Raw genomic sequence first — 20,160 nt, 5'->3', positions numbered from 1 at the left:
GCCCCCGACCGGGACCCCTACTATGCCTGTTGGCACTTGGCTCTCACCGCTCAGGTAGGGTGATCGCCCGATCAACGCCCGTGAAAAAAACGGTGAATACGGACACGAGGGGGCAACGCGGCGATGGGTGCAGCGACGGGGGAGCGCACGAGGCGGTCCACGCGCCGAACGTCCGGCTCTTCCCGGCGGCAACGCAGCAACGGGCCTGACGGCGCGGCTCCCCACCGACCGGCGGACGCACCTGCTGCGACCACCCTCCATTCGATCTCCAGGACCGGCCGTGTCGGGCCCGCGCTACGGCAGATGGTGCTCATCGAAGCAGCCCTGGCGGTCGCCGTGGTGGGGGCGGCGCTCGGTGGTGCGTGGCTGATCCCCGCCGGCGTGATCGCCTGCCTCCTGGTCCTTCTCGCGGTGGTACGCCGCCGGGGCCGGGCCGTGCAGGACTGGCTGTCAACGGTGTCGTCCCTCCGCCACCGCAGGCGTACGGCCACGGCGCCCGCCACCGAGACGGAGCCTCAGCTGGCTCCGGTGGCGGAGAACGTGCCGGGATTCGCTCCCTATATCTATGTGGACGGCGCCCGCCGCACCGTGGGCATGGTCGGGGACGGCACGTTCCTGACCGCGGTCGTCCGGGTCGAGGCGAGCGGTGAGTCGCTCCGTCAGGCGATGGGCGCCCGTGCCCTTCCGCTGTCCCTCCTGGGCGACGCGCTCGCGGTGGACGACATCGTGCTGGAGTCCGCGCAGCTCGTGCAGCAGGTACGGCCCGCTCCGGCGCCGCATCTGCCGGAGCGGTCGGTGGCCCGGCTCTCGTACGCCCCTCTCCAGGACCGGACCGGGGCGCCCGCCCTGCGGATGACCTGGGTGGCGGTGAAACTGGATCCGGAGCTGTGCCGGGAGGCCGTGGAGGCCCGCGGTGGCGGGATCGGAGGCGCTCAGCGTTGTCTGGTGCGGGTCGCTGACCACGTGGCGAGCCGGATCACCGGGGCCGGGTTCCGGGCCTCGGTGCTGGACCAGGAGGAGCTGAACTCCGCTGTGGCGACGTCCGCGTGCGCCAACCCCATCCTGTCGGCGCGCGCCGGACGCCCGGATGCCGCACCTCAGCGGCGTACGGCGGAGACCACGCGGGTCTGGCGCTGCGACGACCGCTGGCACACCACCTACGCGGTGGACCGCTGGCCCGAACTGGGCCGGGGGGCGACTCCGCTCCCGCGGCTCGTCTCGCTGCTGACCTCGGTACCCGCGTACGCGACGACGTTCAGTCTGACGGTGCGCCGAGGTGCGCACCAGGGGCACGTGTCCGTGCGCGGCCATGTACGGATCACCGGCGGGTCGGACACCGAACTGGTCGGCGTACGAAGGACCTTGGAGCAAGCCGCTCGGCACGCGGAGGTCGGCCTCGTACGGCTGGACCGAGAACAGCTGCCGGGCGTCCTGGCCACGCTCCCGCTGGGAGGCGCGCAGTGACGAAGCACATCGCTCCGAGGCGGGGGCTGCTGGGCCCCCGCCATGCGGGCCACACCCTGGCCGCGGACCACCTGGGCGCACTGTCGCTGCCGGTGGGTGACGACGGGGTGATCATCGGCGACGACGCCGAAGGACACCCGCAGATGATCGGGTTCCACCGGCCGACGCCGTACGACGTCCTGTTGATCGGCGGTCTGTGGACCGCGCAGGTGCTGGCGCTGCGTGCGGCCGGTACCGGTGCGCGGGTGGCGGTCGAGACGGGGCGTACCCAGGCGTGGACCACGCTGGCGCAGGCCGCGGGTGCCGGTCTGGAGTGCATCTCGCTCCATGACGTGGGCCGGGTTCCGCCGACCGGGGCGACCGTGGCCAGCCCGGTGGTGGTGGTGCGCGACTGCGGCATGCGTCCGCCCCGCGGCCGGGTGGTGTCCTCGCCGTGGCAGTCGGTGCTGACGCTGCTGCCCTATCTGAGCCCGGTGGCCCCCCGGTTGATGCGGGCGGCGACGCTCGTGGGCATTCAGCGGGTGTCACCGGCCGAGGCGGAACAGATCGGCCGGATCCTGGGACTGGCACGCGCCGAGAGCGAGGCCCTGCCCACTCTGGCGGACGGTGTCACCCTCTGGGTGGCGGGTCGCGAGCGCCACTGGGTGATGACCGGTGCGACGGACGTCGAGGCGGGACTGCTGGGCGCCGCTCGCAGGATGGACTGAATCCTGTCCCGTTCACCCCCCGGATCCGCCGCTTTTCAGGATCATGGGAGGGAAACGACACAGTTCGACCGAAGGGGACGTGCGCATGGGCACCCAGCAGGAAAAGGACGAGCTCTACGCTCTCGACATCTCGGATGTTGAGTGGCTGAGCGCACCCGGTACCGAGGACGTCGAGGAACGGGTCGAGATCGCCCATCTTCCGGGAGGTGCGGTCGCCATGCGCTCGTCACTGGATCCGGAGACCGTGCTGCGCTACACCGAGGCGGAATGGCGCGCGTTCGTACTGGGCGCGCGGGACGGTGAATTCGACCTCGAGTAGGCGACCGCGCGGGGCGGGGGCGGCTGTCCGGGACAGCCGCCCCCGCCCCGTGTCCGGACCACGTCCCGGTGCACGACAAATAGCTCGTTCCCTCACCTTCTGCCGTATTCGTTTCGCGCGAGGGCCGCACGTGCTCTGAGGGACAGTCGTAGCTGAGCGATACGGCCTGCCGTAGTGCGCCCCATGGCGATTAGGGTGGGTGAGGGCGCGGCAGAGGAACCTGCGGGCAGGCACTGTGCGTCGCACGGGGAAGAGCCGGGCGGACCGGACAACGGGAACGGTCGCCCCCACCCACCACGGCACAAGGGTGCTCGACCACACCAGGAGGCAAAGTGAACGGCGATCGGGACGAAATCAGCGGGGGATGGAACACGCCCGTCGACGAGTCGTCCGACGCGGATCCCGCCGAGATGACGGGTGAGTTCACCATCGACTACACCCCGCCCGCCTGGTACACGCAGAACGCGCCGGGTGACTCGTCGGGAGGAGCGGGGTCGCACCTGGCCCCCCCGCCGCCGCACGGGGCGCCGGTCTCCGTGCCGGGGCTGCCGTCCTCCGGCGGTTTCGAGCCCGGCTGGCGGCCGGCAGTGCCGTCCGAAGCCGCCTCCGCCGCGTCGTCCGAGCCGCCGTCGCCTTCTTTCGCACCCACACCTCCGGCATCGGCGTCGGTCACCCCCTCGTCGGGCTCGGAGGAGCCGGAGGCTGTGAGCGGCGCGTCCGGCGCGTTCGGTGGCGGCGATGTGGAGAGCGGCGCCACCATGCGGTTCTCACCTGCCGCATTGAAGCAGGAGATCGCCGAACGCGAGGCGGCCAAGTCCGAGGCGGAGCTTTCGACGCCCGGTTCCGGCGATTCCGCCGAGTTCACGCCCCCGGGCGAGGCCGACGGCTCGGCCCCGGCCGGTCCGGTGGGCGGGAACGCCGCGGAAGCGGTCGACGAGACCGACACCCCTGAGGCGGACGCTGCGCAGGTCCCCGTACGGGCAGCTGACGGCGAGCCGGAGACGGACGACGGGCAGACCGACGGGCCCGCGGACCCCGTGGCGGACGCTCCTCAGGACGCGTCGCCTCCGGACTCGACACCTGCGGACTCGACACCTCAGGGCGCGTCTCCGGGCGGCACACCGTCCGCCGACCCCTCCCAGGGTGCCGTGCCGGCGGACACACCGGCCCCGTGGTCGCCGTCGCCGCCCGCACAGGGTGCCCTTCCGCCGCTGCCGCCCGCCTTCCAGCCGGCCGCGCCGCAGCCGAGCGTGCCTCAGCCCGCACAGCAGTGGCCCGCACAGCCGCCCGCTCCGGCGGCCGGAGCGCAGGGGGGCTACGGATTCCCCCAGGCCCCGACGCCGCCACCGCCCGTGCAGGCGTCCCCGCCGGCGCCCGAGCAGCCGTTTCAGCCCAACGCGCCCGCGCCGCACGGTGGTTACGGGTTCCCGCAGGCGCCCCAGCACGGCGGTTACGGATTCCCGCAGGCACCGCAGCAGCAGTTTCCCGCGCAGGGCGCACCGCAACTTTCGCCGGGCGCACAGCCGCAGGGCGGTTACGGGTTCCCGGCTCCGGGGGCCGGCCAGCAGCCGCAGTTCCCCCGGCAGCCGGCCCAGGGCGCGCCGAACCTGCCCACCCCACAGCAGCAGCAGCAGCAGCCCGAGGCCTACCAGCCCCAGCCGCCCGCGCCCCAAGCCCCGCCCGTCGACCCGCGCACCGGGTCCGCCTGGCCGACACCGGTCACCCATGACCAGCGCGAGCGCTCGGTGCCGGGTGCCCCGCTCGGGTACACGGCCGCCGTGGAGCTGTCGTCGGACCGGCTGGTCCGGGGCAAGCAGAAGGCCAAGAGCAGCCGTACCCCCTCCGCCGCCTCCCGCTTCAAGCTGGGCGGAAAGAAGGAGGAGATCGAGCGGCAGCGCAAGCTGGACCTCATCCGGACACCGGTGCTGTCGTGCTACCGGATCGCGGTGATCAGCCTCAAGGGCGGGGTCGGCAAGACCACGACGACCACCGCGCTCGGCTCGACCCTGGCCACCGAGCGGCAGGACAAGATCCTCGCCATCGACGCCAACCCGGATGCCGGCACGCTCGGCCGACGGGTGCGCCGCGAGACCGGGGCCACCATCCGCGACCTGGTCCAGGCGATCCCGTACCTCAACTCGTACATGGATATCCGGCGCTTCACCTCGCAGGCGCCCTCCGGCCTGGAGATCCTGGCCAACGACGTGGACCCGGCGGTCTCCACGGCCTTCAACGACGAGGACTACCGCCGGGCGATCGACATCCTGGGCAAGCAGTACCCGATCATCCTCACCGACTCGGGCACCGGCCTGCTCTACAGCGCGATGCGCGGTGTACTGGACCTCGCCGACCAGCTGATCATCATCTCGACACCCTCCGTCGACGGCGCCTCCAGTGCGTCCACCACGCTGGACTGGCTGTCGGCGCACGGCTACGCGGAATTGGTGCAGCGCTCCCTGACCGTCATCTCCGGTGTCCGCGAGACCGGAAAGATGATCAAGGTCGACGACATCGTGCAGCATTTCGAGACCCGCTGCCGCGGCGTGGTGGTCGTACCGTTCGACGAGCACCTGTCGGCCGGCGCCGAGGTCGATCTCGACATGATGCGTCCGAAGACCCGCGAGGCCTACTTCAACCTCTCCGCTCTCGTCGCGGAGGACTTCCAGCGGGCCCAGCAGCAGCAGGGGCTGTGGACGGCGGGCGGCAGCAACCCGCCGCCACAGTTCGCCCCGCCCATGCCGGGAGGGCAGCAGACGCCCGGTCAGCAGGTGCCCGGCCAGCAGCCGTACGGGCCCCAGCCCGGCCGGCCCTCCCCGGGACAGCCGTACCCCGGACAGCCGCAGCAGCCGTATCCGCCCCAGCAGCCGTACGGCGGGCCGCAACCGTACCCGGGACAGCAGCCGTATCCGGGACAGCAGCCGCACCCGGGACAGCAGCCGTACGGCGGGCAGCAGCCGTATCCGGGACAGCAGCCCCCGCCGCAGCAGCCGTACCCGCCGCACCCCGGCCCGGGCGCGCAGAACAACGGCTGGCAGCAGACGTTCTCCCAGCCGCCGGCCGGCGGGGGTCCGGCCGGGCCGCCTCCGCCACCCACGCCCCACGACGGCCAGGCACATCAGCCCGGACAGCCGGAACCGCAAGGCCCCGTTCCGCCGGCGGGCTGGCAGCAGCACCCTCCGCAGCCGCCGCCGGCGCCTCAGCAGTAGGGCAGTAGAGGTCTAAACCAATGAGGGCCCGCACCATGCACACGGTGCGGGCCCTCATTGCATTACCGCAGACCACACACGGTTTGACGGACCGTTGACGCGACTCGACCGCCGCTGATAAACCTTCGCATCACCAGCTGGCGAACCAGAGATCATCCCGCCTTCACCGTGCGAGTCATGACGCGAGGTCACGTCCATGGTCACAAGATTCCCTCCACGCCCCTCCCGCCCACGCGGCCGCCTGCGTATCCTCCTCGCCTCCGGAGTCGCCGCGCTGGCGCTGGCCGCCGGATCGGTCGTCCCCGGAAACCCGCTCGGCCCCGCCCTGCAGGAGGCGCAGGCCGCCGACGGGAAGTCGACGCTCACGGTCGCGGTCGCGCAGAGCGTCGACTCCCTCAGCCCGTTCCTCGCGCAGCGGCTGCTCTCCACGAGCATCAGCCGGCTGATGTATGACTTCCTCACCAACTACGACGCCAAGGACAACCACGCGGTCCCGGGCCTCGCCACCGCGTGGGAGCCCTCGGCCGACAAGCTGACGTGGACGTACACCATCCGGACCGACTCGACGTGGTCGGACGGTGAGAAGGCCACCGCCGAGGACGCGGCGTGGACCTTCAACACGATGATGACCGACGAAGGAGCCGCGACCTCCAACGGCAGCTTCGTCTCCAACTTCAAGAAGGTGACCGCGCCCAGCCCGGACAAGCTGGTCATCGAGCTGAAGCAGCCGCAGGCCACGATGACGGCGCTGGATGTGCCCATCGTGCCCAAGCACGTCTGGGAGAAGGTCGGTGACTTCTCCAAGTTCAACAACAACACGAAGTTCCCGATCGTCGGGAACGGCCCGTTCATCCTGACGGACTACAAGGTCGACAGCTATGTGAAGCTCGAGGCCAACAAGGACTTCTGGCGCGGCGCACCCAAGTTCGACGAGCTCGTCTTCCGGTACTACAAGGATCAGGACGCCGCCGTCGCCGCCCTCCGAAAGGGTGAAGTTTCCTTCGTCGCCGGCAGCCCGAGCCTGACCCCCGCACAGGCCGCGTCCCTGAAGACTGCCGACAACATCAAGGTGAACGACGCCCCCGGCCGGCGCTTCTACGCGCTGGCCGCCAACCCCGGCGCGCGGACCAAGGACGGCGAGAGGTTCGGCGACGGGCACCCGGCGCTGCTGGACCAGAAGGTCCGCCAGGCGCTGTTCATGGCCGTGGACCGCACGGCCGTCATCGACAAGGTCTTCCAGGGCTACGCCGTAGAGGGCGAGGGCTACATCCCGCCCCGCTTCGGCTCGTACTTCTGGAAGCCGTCGGCCGAGCAGAAGCTCGCCTACGATCCGGCGAAGGCCGGCGCCCTCCTCGACGAGGCGGGCTACAAGAAGAACAGCGCCGGCAAGCGGACCGGGAAGGACGGCAAGCCGCTCGACTTCCGCATCCTGTGCCACGCCACGGACCCCAACGACAAGGCGGTCGGCAAGTACCTCCAGGAGTGGTGGGGCGACCTCGGTATCGGCCTGGACGTCGACTGCCGTGACAACGTCTCCGACCCCTGGTACGCCGGTGAGTACGACCTGGCCTTCGACGGCTGGTCCGTCAACCCTGACCCCGACTTCGTCATGTCGATCCACACCTGTGCCGCACTGCCGGCCAAGGCGAAGCAGACTGCGGCGACCGACAACTTCATCTGCGACAAGCAGTACGACGAGCTCTACGCGAAGCAGCTGGCGGAATACGACCCGGCCAAACGGGCCGACCTCGTGAAGCAGATGGAGTCGCGGCTGTACGACACGGGGTACATGAATGTCATGGCGTACCCGAATGCCGTCGAGGCCTACCGCACCGACCAGATCGAGTCCATCACGACCATGCCGTCGGACGCGGGCAACATCTACGGTCAGGACGGTTACTGGAGCTGGTGGTCTGCGGTCCCGGCCGCCGGTGCGTCGGGCGATTCGTCCGACGGCAGCGGCAGCACCACCGGAGTGCTCATCGGTGTCGGAATCGCCGTAGTCGTCCTCGCCGGTGGCGGGCTGCTGTTCGCCATGCGTCGTCGTTCCACCGCGGAAGACCGTGAATAGCCCATGAGCACAGAAAGCACTCCCGCGCTCGTGAAGGGCGCGGCGGGCGTGGACACTGTGCGGATCGACGGCCCGGCTCCGGCCGGGCCGTCGGCCCGCGGTCCGCGCGCCCGCAGCACGACCGTGTATCTCCGCTATGCGGCGGGGAAGCTGGCCGGTGCGGCCGTCTCGCTGTTCGCCGTGCTCGTCACCAGCTTCTTCCTGTTCCGCCTGATCCCCGGCGACCCGGTCAAGCAGATGACCGGCGGACGTCAGGTGTCGACCGAGCAGATCGCCGCGATGCGCAAGGAATTCGGCCTGGACCTGCCTCTGTGGCAGCAGTTCACCGAATACTGCGGCAAGGCCTTGACCGGGGACTTCGGTACGTCGTACCAGTTCCGCGCACCCGTCATGGACAAGATCAGCGAGGCACTGCCGGCGACGCTGCTGCTCACCGGCACCGCGTTCGTGATCTACACGGCGATCGGCATCTGGCTGGGGGCCAGGTCCGCCTGGCGTAACGGTTCGACAGGCGACCGCTTCCACACGGCCTTCGCGCTGACGCTGTACTCGGTGCCCTCGTTCTGGCTCGGCCTGCTCCTGATCATCACCCTGTCGGTCGGCATCGGGCCGATCCCCGGACTCTTCCCGACCGGCGGCATGGAATCCGGCAGCGAGAGCGGTTTCGCCTACGTCCTGGACGTGGCCCACCACCTCGTGCTTCCGGTCATCACCCTCGTCGCCGTCGAGTACGCCCGCACCCTGCTGGTGATGCGCTCCTCACTGCTCGACGAGATGGGCAGCGACTATCTGACGACGGCCCGCGCGAAGGGGCTGCGCGACGACCTCGTACGCCGCAGGCACGCCGTTCCCAACGCGATGCTGCCGACGGTGACGCTGCTCTTCGTCAACCTGGGCAATACGGTGGCGGGCGCCATCCTGGTGGAGACGGTGTTCTCCTGGCCCGGCCTGGGCGGGCTGTTCTACCAGGCGCTGAGCGTGCCCGATCTGCCACTGGTGCAGGCACTGTTCTTCGTCTTCGCCGCCTCGGTGATCCTGATGAACACGCTCGCCGATGTGATCTATCCGCTCCTCGATCCCCGGGTGGGCCGATGACGACCACGACCGACGCCGCGCCGGCCATCAGCCCGCGTGCACTGGCCTGGACCCGCCGACGCCTTGCGGCGGCCCGCTTCTGGCGGCAGTACCGTGGCCACCGGTCCGGCCTGGCCGGCCTCGCCGTGCTCGCGCTGATCGCCCTGACCGCGCTGGCCGCCCCGCTGCTGGTGGGGGCGGACTCGCAGAGCGTCACCGACGCGCCGGGCGGCCCGCTGGAATCGCCGAGCGTGGAGTTCCCGCTCGGCACCGACCAGTTCGGCCGCAGCCTGCTCGCCCTCCTGGCGTGGGGGACGCGGGTCTCGCTGACCGTCGGCCTCCTCGCCGCGTTCCTCTCCGTCGCCATCGGGACCCTGGTGGGCATCACGGCCGGGCATTTCAAGGGCTGGTACGCCAACGTCGTCATGCGGATCACGGACTGGTTCCTGGTGATGCCGACGCTGGTGCTCGCCATCGCGCTGGCCACCGTGCTCTCGCGGTCCCTCTGGACGACGGTCCTCGCCATCGGCGTGACGACCTGGCCGACGACCGCGCGGCTCGTCCGTGCCCAGACGCTGTCCGTGGAGTCGCGACCGTACATCGAACGCTCCAAGGCCCTCGGCGGCGGGCACGGCCACATCATGTCCCGCCATGTGCTGCCCAATGTGATGCCGCTGGTGCTCGCGCAGACCACGCTGGTGATCTCCACCGCCATCCTCACCGAGGCGACCCTCGCCTTCCTCGGGCTCGGCGATCCCACGATCGTCTCCTGGGGCGGGCTGCTCCAGGACGCCCGTGAGGCCGGAGCGGTCAGCTCCGGCAACTGGTGGTACCTCGCTCCGCCCGGACTCGCCATCGCGGTCGTCGCCCTCGCGTTCACTCTGTGCGGCCGCACCGTCGAGTCCGTGCTCAACCCTAAGCTGGGGGTGCCCCGTTGACCGCCGTGAAGACCGAGAGCGTTCCGAAGCCGGAGACCGGGCAGCCGTTGCTCGACGTCCGGAATCTGCATGTCACGTACGGCTCCGGGGCCTCGGCCGTGCCCGCCGTGCGAGGTGTCGACCTGCGGGTCGAGGCGGGCCAGAAGCTGGGCATCGCCGGGGAGTCCGGTTGCGGGAAGTCGACGCTGGCCCTCGCGCTGCTGCGGCTGCTGCCCGCGTCCGCGACCCTGAGCGGCGAGATCCTGCTGGACGGCGAGGACGTCCTCACCATGAAGTGGGGGCGGCTGCGCGCCGTGCGCTGGGCGGGGGCGTCGATCGTCTTCCAGGGCGCGATGCACTCGCTGAACGCCGTGCACCGCATCGGGGACCAGATCGCCGAACCGATCCTGCTGCACGGCGAGGGGACGCCGGCCGCCGCGCGCAGGCGCGCCGGTGAACTGCTGGAGCAGGTGGGACTTCCGGCCGCGCGCGCGGACGCCTATCCGCACGAGTTGTCCGGCGGTCAGCGCCAGCGGGTGATGATCGCGATGGCGCTGGCCTGCGACCCACGGCTGATCATCGCCGACGAACCCACCACGGCCCTCGACGTGATGATCCAAGCGCAGATCCTGCGGCTGATCGAACAGCTCGTCAGCGACCAGGACCTCGGCCTGATCATGATCAGCCACGATCTGGCGGTGCTCTCCGACACCTGCGACCGGCTGTCGGTGATGTACGCCGGCCGGGTCGTGGAGGAGGGCCCCGCCAAGCAGGTGTACGAGAGCGCGAGGCACCCCTACGGCAGCGCCCTTTCGGCCGCCTTCCCCCGCATCGGCGACCTCGCGTCGCGGCACGCGCCACGGGGCCTGCCGGGTGACCCGCCGGACCCGTCTGCGCTTCCCTCCGGCTGTACGTTCCATCCGCGCTGCTCGGCGGCGCTCGACTCCTGCGCCACCGAGGACCAGACGCTGCGGCCGGCCGGTCCGTCCCGGCGGGCGGCCTGTGTGCTGGTGGAACCGGAAGCCGCGTCGGCCGGTCCGCTCGGCGGTACCGAGGAAGCAAGGAGCACCTCATGACGACCACTCCCCCGGCTCCCCTGCTCAGTGCCCAGGCGCTGAAGGTCGCGTTCCCCGGCCGGCGCGGGGCGGCGACCGCGCGGGCGGTCGACGGGGTCGACCTCGACGTCCGTCCCGGTGAGATCGTCGCCCTGGTCGGAGAATCGGGCTGCGGGAAGACGACGCTGGCCCGGTCCCTGCTGGGCCTGGTGCCGCCCACGGCCGGCCGGGTCACCTTCGACGGCGAGCCCCTGGACTACGCGGGCCGGGCCCTCAAGGCGTACCGCAAGCGGGTGCAGCTGGTGCTCCAGGACCCCAGCGGCTCCCTCAACCCCCGCCACACGGTGTACGACGCGGTGGCGGAGGGCCTGCGTATCCACGGCTACGCGGGCGACGAGCGGACGGCCGTGTCCGGGGCGCTGGCGCGGGCGGGACTGCGGCCTCCGGAGCGGTTCTTCCTGCGGTACCCGCACGAGCTGTCCGGAGGTCAGCGCCAGCGCGTCGTGATCGCGGGCGCGCTGGTCCTGGAGCCGGAGCTCATCGTCGCGGACGAGCCTGTTGCCTCGCTGGACGCCTCCGTACGCGGTGAGATCCTGGCGCTGCTGCTGCGGCTGCGTGACGAACTGGGCCTGTCGGCGCTGGTGGTGACCCATGACCTGGGGCTGGCGTGGAACATCGCGGACCGGGTGGCGGTGATGTATCTCGGCCGGATCGTGGAGACGGGTGACGCCGAGCAGATTCTCACGGCTCCCCGGCACCCGTACACCCAGGCGCTGCTGTCCGTGCTGCCGGAGGCGGACGGCGAGCCGGTGATCCTGACGGGTGAACCGCCGGACCCCTCGAAGGTCCCGTCAGGCTGCCGCTTCCACGCCCGTTGCCAGATCCTCGCCTCGGGCGAGGCGGAGCGCGCGGGGGTCGCGGACGCGTGCCGTACGAAGGACCTGCCGGTCCTGGAGGGGGACGGCCGGACCCAGGTCGCCTGCCACTGGGCGGCACGGGGCGCGGCAGCCTCCTGAGCGGTGTGGGACGGCTGGGCACGTTCACCGACCAGGACGCCCGCACCGCCCTGGACGTGTTCGCCCCGGCACCGGACGGTCCGGACGCCTACCGGGCCGCCCATCCGCAAGCCACCCCGGAAGAACTGCTGGAGACGGTGTGCTCCGACAGCACCTTCCGGATGCCGTCGTTGCTGCTGGCCGAAGCGAACGCCGCAGCCGGCGGCAGCTCGTTCCTCTTCGAGTTGCCGCTCGCTTCCCCGGCCCTCGGAGGAGTCCTCGGCGCCTGTCACAGCCTCGACGTCCCCCTGGTCCTCGGCCCGGTTCGCCACCAGCGGCGATCCCGGATGGGCCGCCTATCACACCGGCCAACAGCTCACTCGCGTTCTGGCCGCCGAATCGAGGACCCGGTCGTACCCCGAGCAGTCCTCCCGCCGGATCCGGGACGGTCGGCCCCCGCCCCCTTCGATCTCACGTGGACCTGGCCGGAGACACAGAAGTCCGGGCTGCCGGGGATGCAGGCCCGGCGCTAGGTCTCGCGTCCGTGATGGAGCGTGCCCGTCAGCTCACCCAGAGGGCGACCCGTGCCGCCCCAGCGGTGCTGGATGATCTCGGCGGCGATGGAGACGGCCGTCTCCTCCGGCGTACGGGCCCCCAGGTCGAGGCCTACGGGGGAGGCGAGGCGGGCCAGTCCCGCCTCGTCCACCCCGGCCTCCCTCAGCCGGGCGATCCGGTCGGCGTGGGTGCGCCGGCTGCCCATCACGCCGATGTACGCGGCGGGTGTGCGCAGCGCGGCGGCGAGCAGGGGCACATCGAATTTCGGGTCGTGGGTCAGAACGCAGATGACCGTGCGCGCGTCCACCGCGGTCGATTCCAGATAGGTGTGCGGCCAGGCGCAGACGACCTCGTCGGCCGTCGGGAAGCGCTCCCGGGTGGCGAAGGCCGGGCGGGCGTCGCACACCGTCACCCGGTAGCCGAGGAAGGCTCCGATGCTCGCGGTGGCCGCCGCGTGGTCGATGGCGCCGAACACGAGCATGCGGGGCGCGGGGGCGTACGCCTGGACGAAGACGGTGACGTCCTGCATCCGGCGCTCGCCGTGGGCGCCGTACCGGGTGATGCCGGTGACTCCCTGGGCGAGCAGACCGCGCGCGTCGTCGGTGACGGCCGCGTCGAGCCCTTCGTCGCCCAGCGAACCGCCGACCCGTCCGGCGAGGACCACCCGGCGGGCGCCCGGCGGAGCCGCTCCGGACACCACGGTGGCGAGCGCGACGGGTTCTCCGGAGGTGATGGTGTCGACGAGCTCCCGCAGCGCGTCCCGGTCGTCGGCCGCGACGTAGGGCTGCACCAGGACGTCGATCGTGCCACCGCAGGTCAGCCCGGCGCCGAAGGCCTCGTCGTCGCTGATGCCGTACGTCCGCAGCCGGGGCCGGCCCGTGGTGAGCGTCTCGGTGGCGACCTCGTACACATCGCTCTCCACGCAGCCCCCGGAGACGCTGCCGGCCACCGTGCCGGTGGCGGTCACCGCCATGGCCGCGCCGGGGGCCCGCGGCGCGCTGCCCCGCACCGCGACGACGGTGGCCAGGGCGAAGGGCGTACCGGCCGCGTGCCAGTCGCGCAGTTGTGACAGCAGTTCACGCACGTGCGGACGTCCTCCCGGCTCGACGGCTCCTGCCCCCGACCATGCCCCGGTGCCGGCGTGCGCACCACAGGAGAGCGTGTCAGGCCCGTTCGTACGCCGCGATCAGCTCGCTGGACCGCTTCACATCGGCGGCCATCGCCACGAGCAGGTCATCGATCGACTCGAACTTCAGCATGCCCCGTACGTAGGCGAGGAAGTCCACCGCCACGTGCAGCCCGTACAGGTCGAGGCCGACGCGATCGATCGCGTACGCCTCGACGGTCCGCTCCGTGCCGTCGAACTGCGGGTTCGTGCCCACGGAGATCGCGGCGGGCATCGCCTCGCCGTTCACCGTGAGCCAGCCCGCGTAGACGCCGTCGGCGGGGATCGCGGTGTGGGGCAGGGTTTCCACGTTCGCCGTGGGGAAGCCGAGCTCGCGGCCCCGCTGGGCGCCGCGCACGACGACACCCTCGACGCGGTGCGGGCGGCCGAGGATCTCCGCCGCCCCCGCGACGTCGCCCTCGGCGATCAGCCGGCGGGTGAGCGTGGAGGAGAAGGGCTCGCCGCCGCCCGCGTCGCCGCTCACGTAGAGGTCGATGACCTCGGTCTCGTAGTCGTACGTCGGGCCGAGCTCGGCGAGGAACGTGACGTTGCCCGCCGCCCGGTGTCCGAAACGGAAGTTGGGGCCTTCGATGACCAGCTTCGCGTGCAGCCTGTCGACGAGCACCTTCACGATGAAGTCGGCGGGCGAGAGCTGCGAGAAGGCGGCGGTGAACGGAAGGATCAGCACCGCGTCCACCCCCAGCCCGGCCATGAGCTCGGCCCGCCGGTGGTGTGCTGCGAGCAGCGGCGGGTGCGTGCCGGGGCGGACGACCTCGCTGGGGTGCGGGTCGAAGGTGACGACGACGGAGTGCACGCCGAGCTCGCGCGCCCGCTCGACGGCACGGCCGATGATCAGCTGGTGTCCGCGGTGCACCCCGTCGTAGGACCCGATGGTGACGACGCTGCGTCCCCAGCCCTCAGGGATGTCCTCCAAGCCACGCCAGCAGTGCACTGTGACCGCTCCTTGCCCGAACCTGTGTACGTGTGTGTCCATCACGCAGGTCTAAGACTGCCATGCTCACGTCCCGCGGCCTGCATCGGCATCGGGATCCCGGACCGTGAACCCCCCAGGGCCTCGACCGTGCGCAGGGCGCTGGGGCCCACGACGGCGGCCCACTCCTGCGGGGCGTCCGCCAGCCACCGGGCGACGAGGGCTGCGAAACCGGGGACGCCCCGGGCGAGTTCCACGAGACCGCGGTCGAAGCGGGCCGCGCCCTCGGGTGTCCGTACGAGGAGCATCCCGGTGCGGTGCACCAGAGCCCGTGTGCGGGCTTCGGGGCGGCGGCCGGAACCGGCCGCGGCCGCCCGCAGCAGGGCGTCGAGGACCTCCGGGTCCCTGCCGGTGTCCTGTTCGAACTCCAGCAGAACGTCCAGCAGCTCGGCCCGCAGCGGCCTCGAAGCGGTGCTCCCCGGAGCGGCCAGCACCTGGGCCAGCGCGGCGCGTACGGGCGGCGGCGCGGGGCGGCCCCGCAGCAGCCCGGTCATCAGGGGCAGCAGCAGCGCCCGGGAGGCCGGACTGTGCTCCAGCCTGAGGTCGACGTATGCGGCGGCCTGCGGCCCGGCGTCCTCGCCATGGCGGCTGCGGCTGTCGATGTATCGGCGTACGAGACCCGGGGCGTGCAGCGCCAGGGCCGGGGTGTCCAGGGAGGCGAGTTCCCGCAGGATCTCGCCGGCGGTCTCCCCGGGCAGCGACAGGCGGGCCTGCAGCGCGGCGAGTACCGGTTCGGGATGCTCGGGGTAGACCGTCGTGAGCAGGGTCACCGGTAGCCGGGGGTCGCCCGCGGCGAAGACCCGCAGGGCCTGCGCCAGGTAGCGGCCTCCTGTCCCCGGATCCCGTACGAGGACGGTGAGCGCCTGGGCGTGCAGGGCCGCGTCGTCCGGTCGGGCAAGCAGGGTGAGCGCCGCGCCGCGCAGCAGGGCGCGCTCGGGGTCGGGAAGGGTGCGGGCGGCGGCGGCGAGCGTGGCGTGGACGGCTGCGGCGGAGCGCCGGGCGGGCCGCTCCTCGTCGCGCGCCCACCGGTCGACGGCCCGGCAGAGGGCGGCCGGCTCGTCCTCGGCGAGGGTGGCGAGCAGTTCGGCGGCGCGCGGGTGGTCGGTGTCGACGAGCGCCTCGGTCAGACCGTCGACGGCGAGGTCCCGGCGGGCGTACAGGAGGGCCTGCGCGGCTGCGGCCACGGTGAGCCGCATCGGCACGCCGTCCTCGGCGGGCAGGGGGCTCTCGTCGGTGAACCAGCGGCACAGCAGTGTCTGGACGGTCGTGGGGTCGGCGGCCAGGCGCCGGGACACGGCGTCCAGATAGCGTTCGGCACCGTCCGTGCGGGGCGCGCCGTCGGCGGGCAGGAGGCGGCGCAGCAGGTCGATCCGGTCGTCCTCCGGCAGCCGGATACGACGCCAGAACCACGGCCTGAATTCGGCGTAGGGACCGAGAGCGGCCGGTCCGCCGCCGCACGGGGAACGCCGGGTGATCCGTCCTGCGAGTACCCGCAGCACTCCGAGGTAGGGCCGGGCGTCCGGCACCTTGAGCAGGCTCTCCCGGAGCAGGCGGGCCGCCCACCAGGTCGCGTCGGCGAGCCGCTCCCGTGGATCGGGTGCGGACGGCAGGCGGTCCATCGCCTCGATCAGGTCCGCCATCCGGTGGGCCAGCACCGCGTGTCCCTGCCGCCGCTCCAGCAGGAGCATCGCATGGAGCACCGGGCCGATGCGATGGCGCGGCACGGGGAGGTTCCGGGGTGCCGCCGGGTCCTTCGAGGCAGGTAAGGGCTGGGCGGGTACAGACTGCGGAAGCTCTTCGGACGCCCCCTCCGCGTGCCAGCGGTGGACCAGTGAATGCAGCGCCGCGTCCAGGTCGAGGTGCGCGCCCTGCACCCAGTCGCCCAGCTCCTCGTGGGCGAAGCGGTATCCGGCGCCCGCGGGCAGCAGCAGCCCTTCGGTGAGAACAGCCGAGGCCCACCCCGTGCGCCAGGGGAAGATCTCCTCGAACGCCGCCCTGTCCAGCTCGCCCTGTCCGGGTCCGAGGCAGCGCCTGGCCGCCTCGTGGACCTGACCGGCCGCTTTCGCCGCCAGTCTGCGGACCGCCGTGCCCCGGAGCCGAGGTTCGGCCTGAGCCCCGATCCGGACGGCGATACGGACGCAGGTGAGGTCCAGATGTGCGGCGAAGACCTCCTCGGTACCCGGCCTGCCGGGCACATCGGGAGGCAGGGCGGCCCGCACCTCGGCGAGCAGGCGCAGGGTGAGGGGGTGCCGGTCGTGGCCCGGCGCGATCGTGCCGGGCGGGATGCCGTACCGCTGACCGGCCCGGTCGGCCTGTTCCGCCGTGAGGTCGCCGAGCCGGACTGCGGGCGGCGAGCCCCCGACCGGCCCCTCCGGGCGGTGCAGGACGCCCGGCGCATACAGCGCGCCGGCGGTCTCCCAGTGCTCGGGGCGGCAGGCGACGGCCATCCGTACCCCGTGGGTCAGGAGCCACTCAACCGTCGCACCGGTCCACCCGGCGAGCCGGTGGGCCAGCAGGGGCGGCATCTCCTCCGGGCCGTCCATGACGACCAGGAGTGGGTTCCCGGACGCCGCGGCGAGGCCGGCCACCCGCTCGGGGGTGGCTTCCTCCATGTCGCCCCGGGCCCCGGCAGCGGTGACGATCCTCCCGGAGCGCTGCAGAGCCCGGCTCATCACGTCGGTCACCGAGGTGTCCTCGGCCAGCAGATCCGCTCCGCGCAGCCAGAGCGTCAGGGCCGGCACGGGCCCGCCGGTCCGGCGGTCCGCGAGCGCGGCGAGCTCCGTGGTGCGGCCGGTCCCCGGAGCGCCGACCAAGCCGAGCACGGTCGCCGTACCGGTCTCGAAGGCGCTGAACTCGGCGCTGACGCGGGGGCGTTCGACGGCCCCCGGGCCGGCGGGCCGGCCGTCGGCATGGCCGAGCGAGGTCGCGGTCAGCTGGAGCGCGCCCGCGAGGTTGAGGTCGCAGCCGTATCCGGGGACCGCGCTCGCGTTGCGCCGGAGCACCTCGGCCAGCGGCCCCGGGGCGTCCTGGAGATGCAGCGGCACCGCGAGCCCGGCGGTCTCGCGCCCCGCGCTCAGCGCGGTCGACAGGACGCCCAGGACGGCCCCGGTGCGCGGATCCGTCACCGGCCCGCCGACGGCGGCTCCGCCGGAGCGCAGCGCGTCGCGCCCGTCCGTGCCGAGCGCGAGCTCCAGCGCCTCGCTCACGGGATGGTCACGACCGCCCTCGGAGTACGTGGCCGAAGTCGTGCCGAGCACCCGGGCCTCGCGCCAGCCGTGGGCGGCGATCCGCACATAAGTGCCCGTCCCGATCTGTTCGCGTACGGCGATGGGGAGCGGCTCCACCCCCAGGGTCCCGTGGCCGCCGGTACGCAGCAGGGCCAGGCCCAGAGCGGGCAGTGCGGTGATGTCGTCGGGGCCGACGGGGCAGCTGCGGCCGTCGGCGGCCAGCAGTGTCAACGGCTCGGGGCATGCGACGGCCTGGTGGCTGGTGACGACCGTGCCGCGCTCGTCCGCGACGAATCCGGTCCCCCGCGGCCGGCCGGCCTGATCGCAGATTCTCACAAGTTTCGACCGGTCCCCGCTGCCCATGGACCGACGGTAGATCCCAGGAGATCGACACCAGAAACGAACGGGGCGAAAGCGCCCCCCTCGCACCCCCCGGTCACTCCGAGCGCCCGCCCATTGGGGTGAATTTGCGGGTACATGTGGACAGGAATGGTCACGGGAGGGGGATCGTGGAGCGGACGCTCGAAGTGACCGGGGGAGGCGCCCGCTCCACGATGGGCCGAGCCCATGAGGGGAACCCGTCAGCCGAAGACGGCGAGGCTCTTGGCCTTGCCCTTCTGCTCCTCGACGAGCACCAGGAACGCCCCGTCGGGCCCGAAGACCCCGACCGGCCCCGGCGGATGCGACGGCATGTCCACCCGTACGCCGTTGAGCAGCAGCTTGGCGCGCTTCTCGTCCACGTCCCAGCGCGGGAAGGCCGAGGCGGCCGCCTCGGCCACCGGCATCACGGTCAGCTCCTGCTGATGCTGGTCGAGGGTGCGCGCCGCGTCGAGGCCGTACGGCCCGACGCGGGTGCGCCGCAGCGCGGTCAGGTGCCCGCCGACGCCGAGCCCGGCGCCGAGGTCGCGGGCCAGGGCGCGGATGTAGGTACCCGAGGAGCAGACGACGGAGACGACCAGGTCGACGACCGGGGTGCCGTTCTCCGCGACCGCCTCACGGACGTCGTAGACCCGGAAGGACGAGATGGTCACCGGGCGGGCCGGGATCTCGAACTCTTCGCCGCCACGCACCCGCGCGTAGGACCGCTTGCCGTCGATCTTGATGGCGCTGACCTTGGACGGCACCTGCATGATCGGGCCGCTCAGGGCGGCCACCCCGGCGTCGATGCCCTCACGTGTCACCCCCGAGGCGTCGGTGGACGAGGTGATCTCGCCCTCCGCGTCGTCGGTGACGGTGTCCTGGCCGAGCCGGATCGTCCCGAGGTACTCCTTCTCGGTCAGGGCGAGGTGACCGAGCAGCTTGGTCGCCCTCTCGACGCCGAGTACGAGGACGCCGGTCGCCATCGGGTCCAGCGTGCCGGCGTGGCCGACCCGTCGGGTGCGGGCGATGCCGCGCATCTTGGCCACGACGTCGTGCGAAGTGAAGCCGGACGGCTTGTCGACGATGACAAGGCCGTCCGGCGTTTTGTTCTGCGTCATGCGGAAGGTGAGCCCTCGCCGTTCTCGTCCTCGTCCTCCGGCTTGCGGTACGGGTCCGCGTCACCGGCGTACGCGGCACCGGAGGATGCCTCGCGGACCTTGGCGTCCGAGGCGCGTGCCCGGTCGAGCAGGTCCTCGATCGCCTTGGCGTTGTCCGGCAGGGCGTCCGCCACGAAGGCCAGCGTCGGGGTGAACTTCGTCCCCGCCGCGGCGCCGACCGCCGAGCGCAGGATGCCCTTGGCGCTCTCCAGCCCGGCGGCCGCGCTGGCCCGCTCCTCGTCGTCGCCGTAGACCGTGTAGAAGACCGTGGCCTCCCGCAGATCGCCGGTGACACGGGTGTCCGTGATGGTCACGTGCGTGCCCAGACGCGGGTCCTTGATACCGCGCTGCAGTTTCTCGGCGACCACCACCTGGATGAGGTCCGCCAGCTTCTTCGCCCGCGCGTTGTCGGCCACTGGTCCGTCTCCTTAAGCCTTGCTCAATCGTCTTCGTCGCTGTGCAGCCGCCGTCGTACGGACAGCAGTTCCACTTCTGGCCGGCCCGCGATCATGCGTTCACACCGGTCGAGTACGTCTGTGAGGTGTCCGGTGTCCCCGGAGACCACGGCAAGACCGATCTCGGCCCTGCGGTAGAGGTCCTGACCGCCCGTCTCCGCGACGCTCACCGCGAACTTGCGGTGGAGTTCGGCGACGATCGGGCGGACCACAGCGCGTTTCTCCTTCAGCGACCGTACGTCGCCGAGGAGTAGATCGAAGGACAGAGTCCCCACATACATGTATGTCCGGATGTCCCGCCGGTTCGGGTTCGCGCCCTGCCATCGCTTGGCAGGGACACCCAGAACCGTACACGGAACGGCCGGGGCCGATCGACGGAAATACGACCCGTCGACCGGCCCCGACTGCGGAGGAGAGCCCGGGGGGTCTCCCCCGGGCATCC

The 20,160-nt window shown here is 72.0% G+C and carries 16 protein-coding genes; 10 read left to right on the top strand and 6 right to left on the bottom strand.

Translation table 11 applies throughout. The features are described 5' to 3' along the window. The first annotated feature begins 123 nt into the window (after positions 1-123). From eccE to ACWD04_RS22995, 10 genes are all read left to right on the top strand, one after another. Entirely contained in the window at positions 124-1,464 is a 1,341-nt protein-coding gene (gene eccE / locus ACWD04_RS23040; protein WP_451134745.1) for a type VII secretion protein EccE, read from the top strand. Further along, complete coding sequence (locus ACWD04_RS23035; protein ID WP_451134743.1) at positions 1,461-2,171, top strand: hypothetical protein; 711 nt, start codon at positions 1,461-1,463, stop codon at positions 2,169-2,171. Before eccE ends, ACWD04_RS23035 begins: the two co-directional genes overlap by 4 nt. Before the next feature lie 85 nt (positions 2,172-2,256). Next, positions 2,257-2,490: a DUF397 domain-containing protein gene (locus ACWD04_RS23030; protein WP_451134741.1), complete on the top strand. Its 234-nt coding sequence runs from the start codon at positions 2,257-2,259 to the stop codon at positions 2,488-2,490. A 332-nt stretch (positions 2,491-2,822) separates the two neighbouring features. Continuing rightward, positions 2,823-5,696 carry an SCO5717 family growth-regulating ATPase gene (locus tag ACWD04_RS23025; protein ID WP_451134739.1) on the top strand — a complete coding sequence of 958 codons (2,874 nt, stop codon included), beginning with the start codon at positions 2,823-2,825 and terminating at the stop codon, positions 5,694-5,696. A gap of 196 nt (positions 5,697-5,892) precedes the next feature. Then, on the top strand, positions 5,893-7,767 hold the full coding sequence (locus ACWD04_RS23020) for an ABC transporter substrate-binding protein (protein WP_451134737.1): 1,875 nt from the start codon (positions 5,893-5,895) through the stop codon (positions 7,765-7,767). Positions 7,768-7,770: 3 nt separating this feature from the next. Further along, positions 7,771-8,862 (top strand): ABC transporter permease, encoded by a 1,092-nt coding sequence (locus ACWD04_RS23015; RefSeq protein ID WP_451134735.1) that lies wholly within the window; start codon positions 7,771-7,773, stop codon positions 8,860-8,862. Next, positions 8,859-9,779 (top strand): ABC transporter permease, encoded by a 921-nt coding sequence (locus ACWD04_RS23010; RefSeq protein WP_451134733.1) that lies wholly within the window; start codon positions 8,859-8,861, stop codon positions 9,777-9,779. The genes ACWD04_RS23015 and ACWD04_RS23010 overlap by 4 nt, the downstream gene beginning before the upstream one ends. After that, entirely contained in the window at positions 9,776-10,834 is a 1,059-nt protein-coding gene (locus ACWD04_RS23005) for an ABC transporter ATP-binding protein (protein WP_451134731.1), read from the top strand. The genes ACWD04_RS23010 and ACWD04_RS23005 overlap by 4 nt, the downstream gene beginning before the upstream one ends. After that, positions 10,831-11,829, top strand: a complete 999-nt coding sequence (locus ACWD04_RS23000) for an oligopeptide/dipeptide ABC transporter ATP-binding protein (protein ID WP_451134729.1) — start codon at positions 10,831-10,833, stop codon at positions 11,827-11,829. The genes ACWD04_RS23005 and ACWD04_RS23000 overlap by 4 nt, the downstream gene beginning before the upstream one ends. Positions 11,830-11,834: 5 nt before the next feature. Beyond that, the gene (locus ACWD04_RS22995) at positions 11,835-12,341 is read left to right on the top strand and encodes a hypothetical protein (RefSeq protein WP_451134727.1); all 507 of its coding nucleotides are present in this window, start codon (positions 11,835-11,837) and stop codon (positions 12,339-12,341) included. Here the strand turns inward: ACWD04_RS22995 and ACWD04_RS22990 are convergent. The 6 genes from ACWD04_RS22990 to ACWD04_RS22965 all read right to left on the bottom strand — a co-directional run bounded on the left by ACWD04_RS22990 (position 12,338) and on the right by ACWD04_RS22965 (position 19,999). Next, a complete protein-coding gene (locus ACWD04_RS22990; RefSeq protein ID WP_451134725.1) occupies positions 12,338-13,447 on the bottom strand; it encodes an XdhC family protein in 1,110 nt (369 codons plus the stop codon). The two genes, ACWD04_RS22995 and ACWD04_RS22990, sit on opposite strands and share 4 nt — an antisense overlap. 79 nt (positions 13,448-13,526) lie before the next feature. Further along, a complete protein-coding gene (locus ACWD04_RS22985) occupies positions 13,527-14,480 on the bottom strand; it encodes a bifunctional riboflavin kinase/FAD synthetase (protein WP_451134723.1) in 954 nt (317 codons plus the stop codon). A 41-nt stretch (positions 14,481-14,521) separates the two neighbouring features. Beyond that, the gene (locus ACWD04_RS22980) at positions 14,522-18,109 is read right to left on the bottom strand and encodes a trypsin-like peptidase domain-containing protein (RefSeq protein WP_451134721.1); all 3,588 of its coding nucleotides are present in this window, start codon (positions 18,107-18,109) and stop codon (positions 14,522-14,524) included. A gap of 218 nt (positions 18,110-18,327) precedes the next feature. Continuing rightward, positions 18,328-19,224, bottom strand: a complete 897-nt coding sequence (gene truB / locus ACWD04_RS22975; protein ID WP_451134719.1) for a tRNA pseudouridine(55) synthase TruB — start codon at positions 19,222-19,224, stop codon at positions 18,328-18,330. Further along, a complete protein-coding gene (rbfA, locus tag ACWD04_RS22970) occupies positions 19,221-19,679 on the bottom strand; it encodes a 30S ribosome-binding factor RbfA (protein ID WP_384500998.1) in 459 nt (152 codons plus the stop codon). The genes truB and rbfA overlap by 4 nt, the downstream gene beginning before the upstream one ends. Positions 19,680-19,702: 23 nt before the next feature. Then, positions 19,703-19,999 (bottom strand): DUF503 domain-containing protein, encoded by a 297-nt coding sequence (locus ACWD04_RS22965; protein WP_451134716.1) that lies wholly within the window; start codon positions 19,997-19,999, stop codon positions 19,703-19,705. Positions 20,000-20,160: the final 161 nt, after the last annotated feature.

Source organism: Streptomyces sp. NPDC002911, assembly GCF_053591835.1.
This window is presented reverse-complemented; position numbering and strand designations above follow the sequence as displayed.

Coding starts and splice junctions, on each gene's coding strand:
- ACWD04_RS23015 (WP_451134735.1), top strand. CDS start 7,771: ATGAGCACAGAAAGCACTCCCGCGCTCGTGAAGGGCGCGGCGGGCGTG.
- ACWD04_RS23000 (WP_451134729.1), top strand. CDS start 10,831: ATGACGACCACTCCCCCGGCTCCCCTGCTCAGTGCCCAGGCGCTGAAG.
- ACWD04_RS23020 (WP_451134737.1), top strand. CDS start 5,893: ATGGTCACAAGATTCCCTCCACGCCCCTCCCGCCCACGCGGCCGCCTG.
- ACWD04_RS23030 (WP_451134741.1), top strand. CDS start 2,257: ATGGGCACCCAGCAGGAAAAGGACGAGCTCTACGCTCTCGACATCTCG.
- ACWD04_RS22965 (WP_451134716.1), bottom strand. CDS start 19,999: ATGTATGTGGGGACTCTGTCCTTCGATCTACTCCTCGGCGACGTACGG.
- ACWD04_RS23010 (WP_451134733.1), top strand. CDS start 8,859: ATGACGACCACGACCGACGCCGCGCCGGCCATCAGCCCGCGTGCACTG.
- eccE (WP_451134745.1), top strand. CDS start 124: ATGGGTGCAGCGACGGGGGAGCGCACGAGGCGGTCCACGCGCCGAACG.
- truB (WP_451134719.1), bottom strand. CDS start 19,224: ATGACGCAGAACAAAACGCCGGACGGCCTTGTCATCGTCGACAAGCCG.
- ACWD04_RS22980 (WP_451134721.1), bottom strand. CDS start 18,109: ATGGGCAGCGGGGACCGGTCGAAACTTGTGAGAATCTGCGATCAGGCC.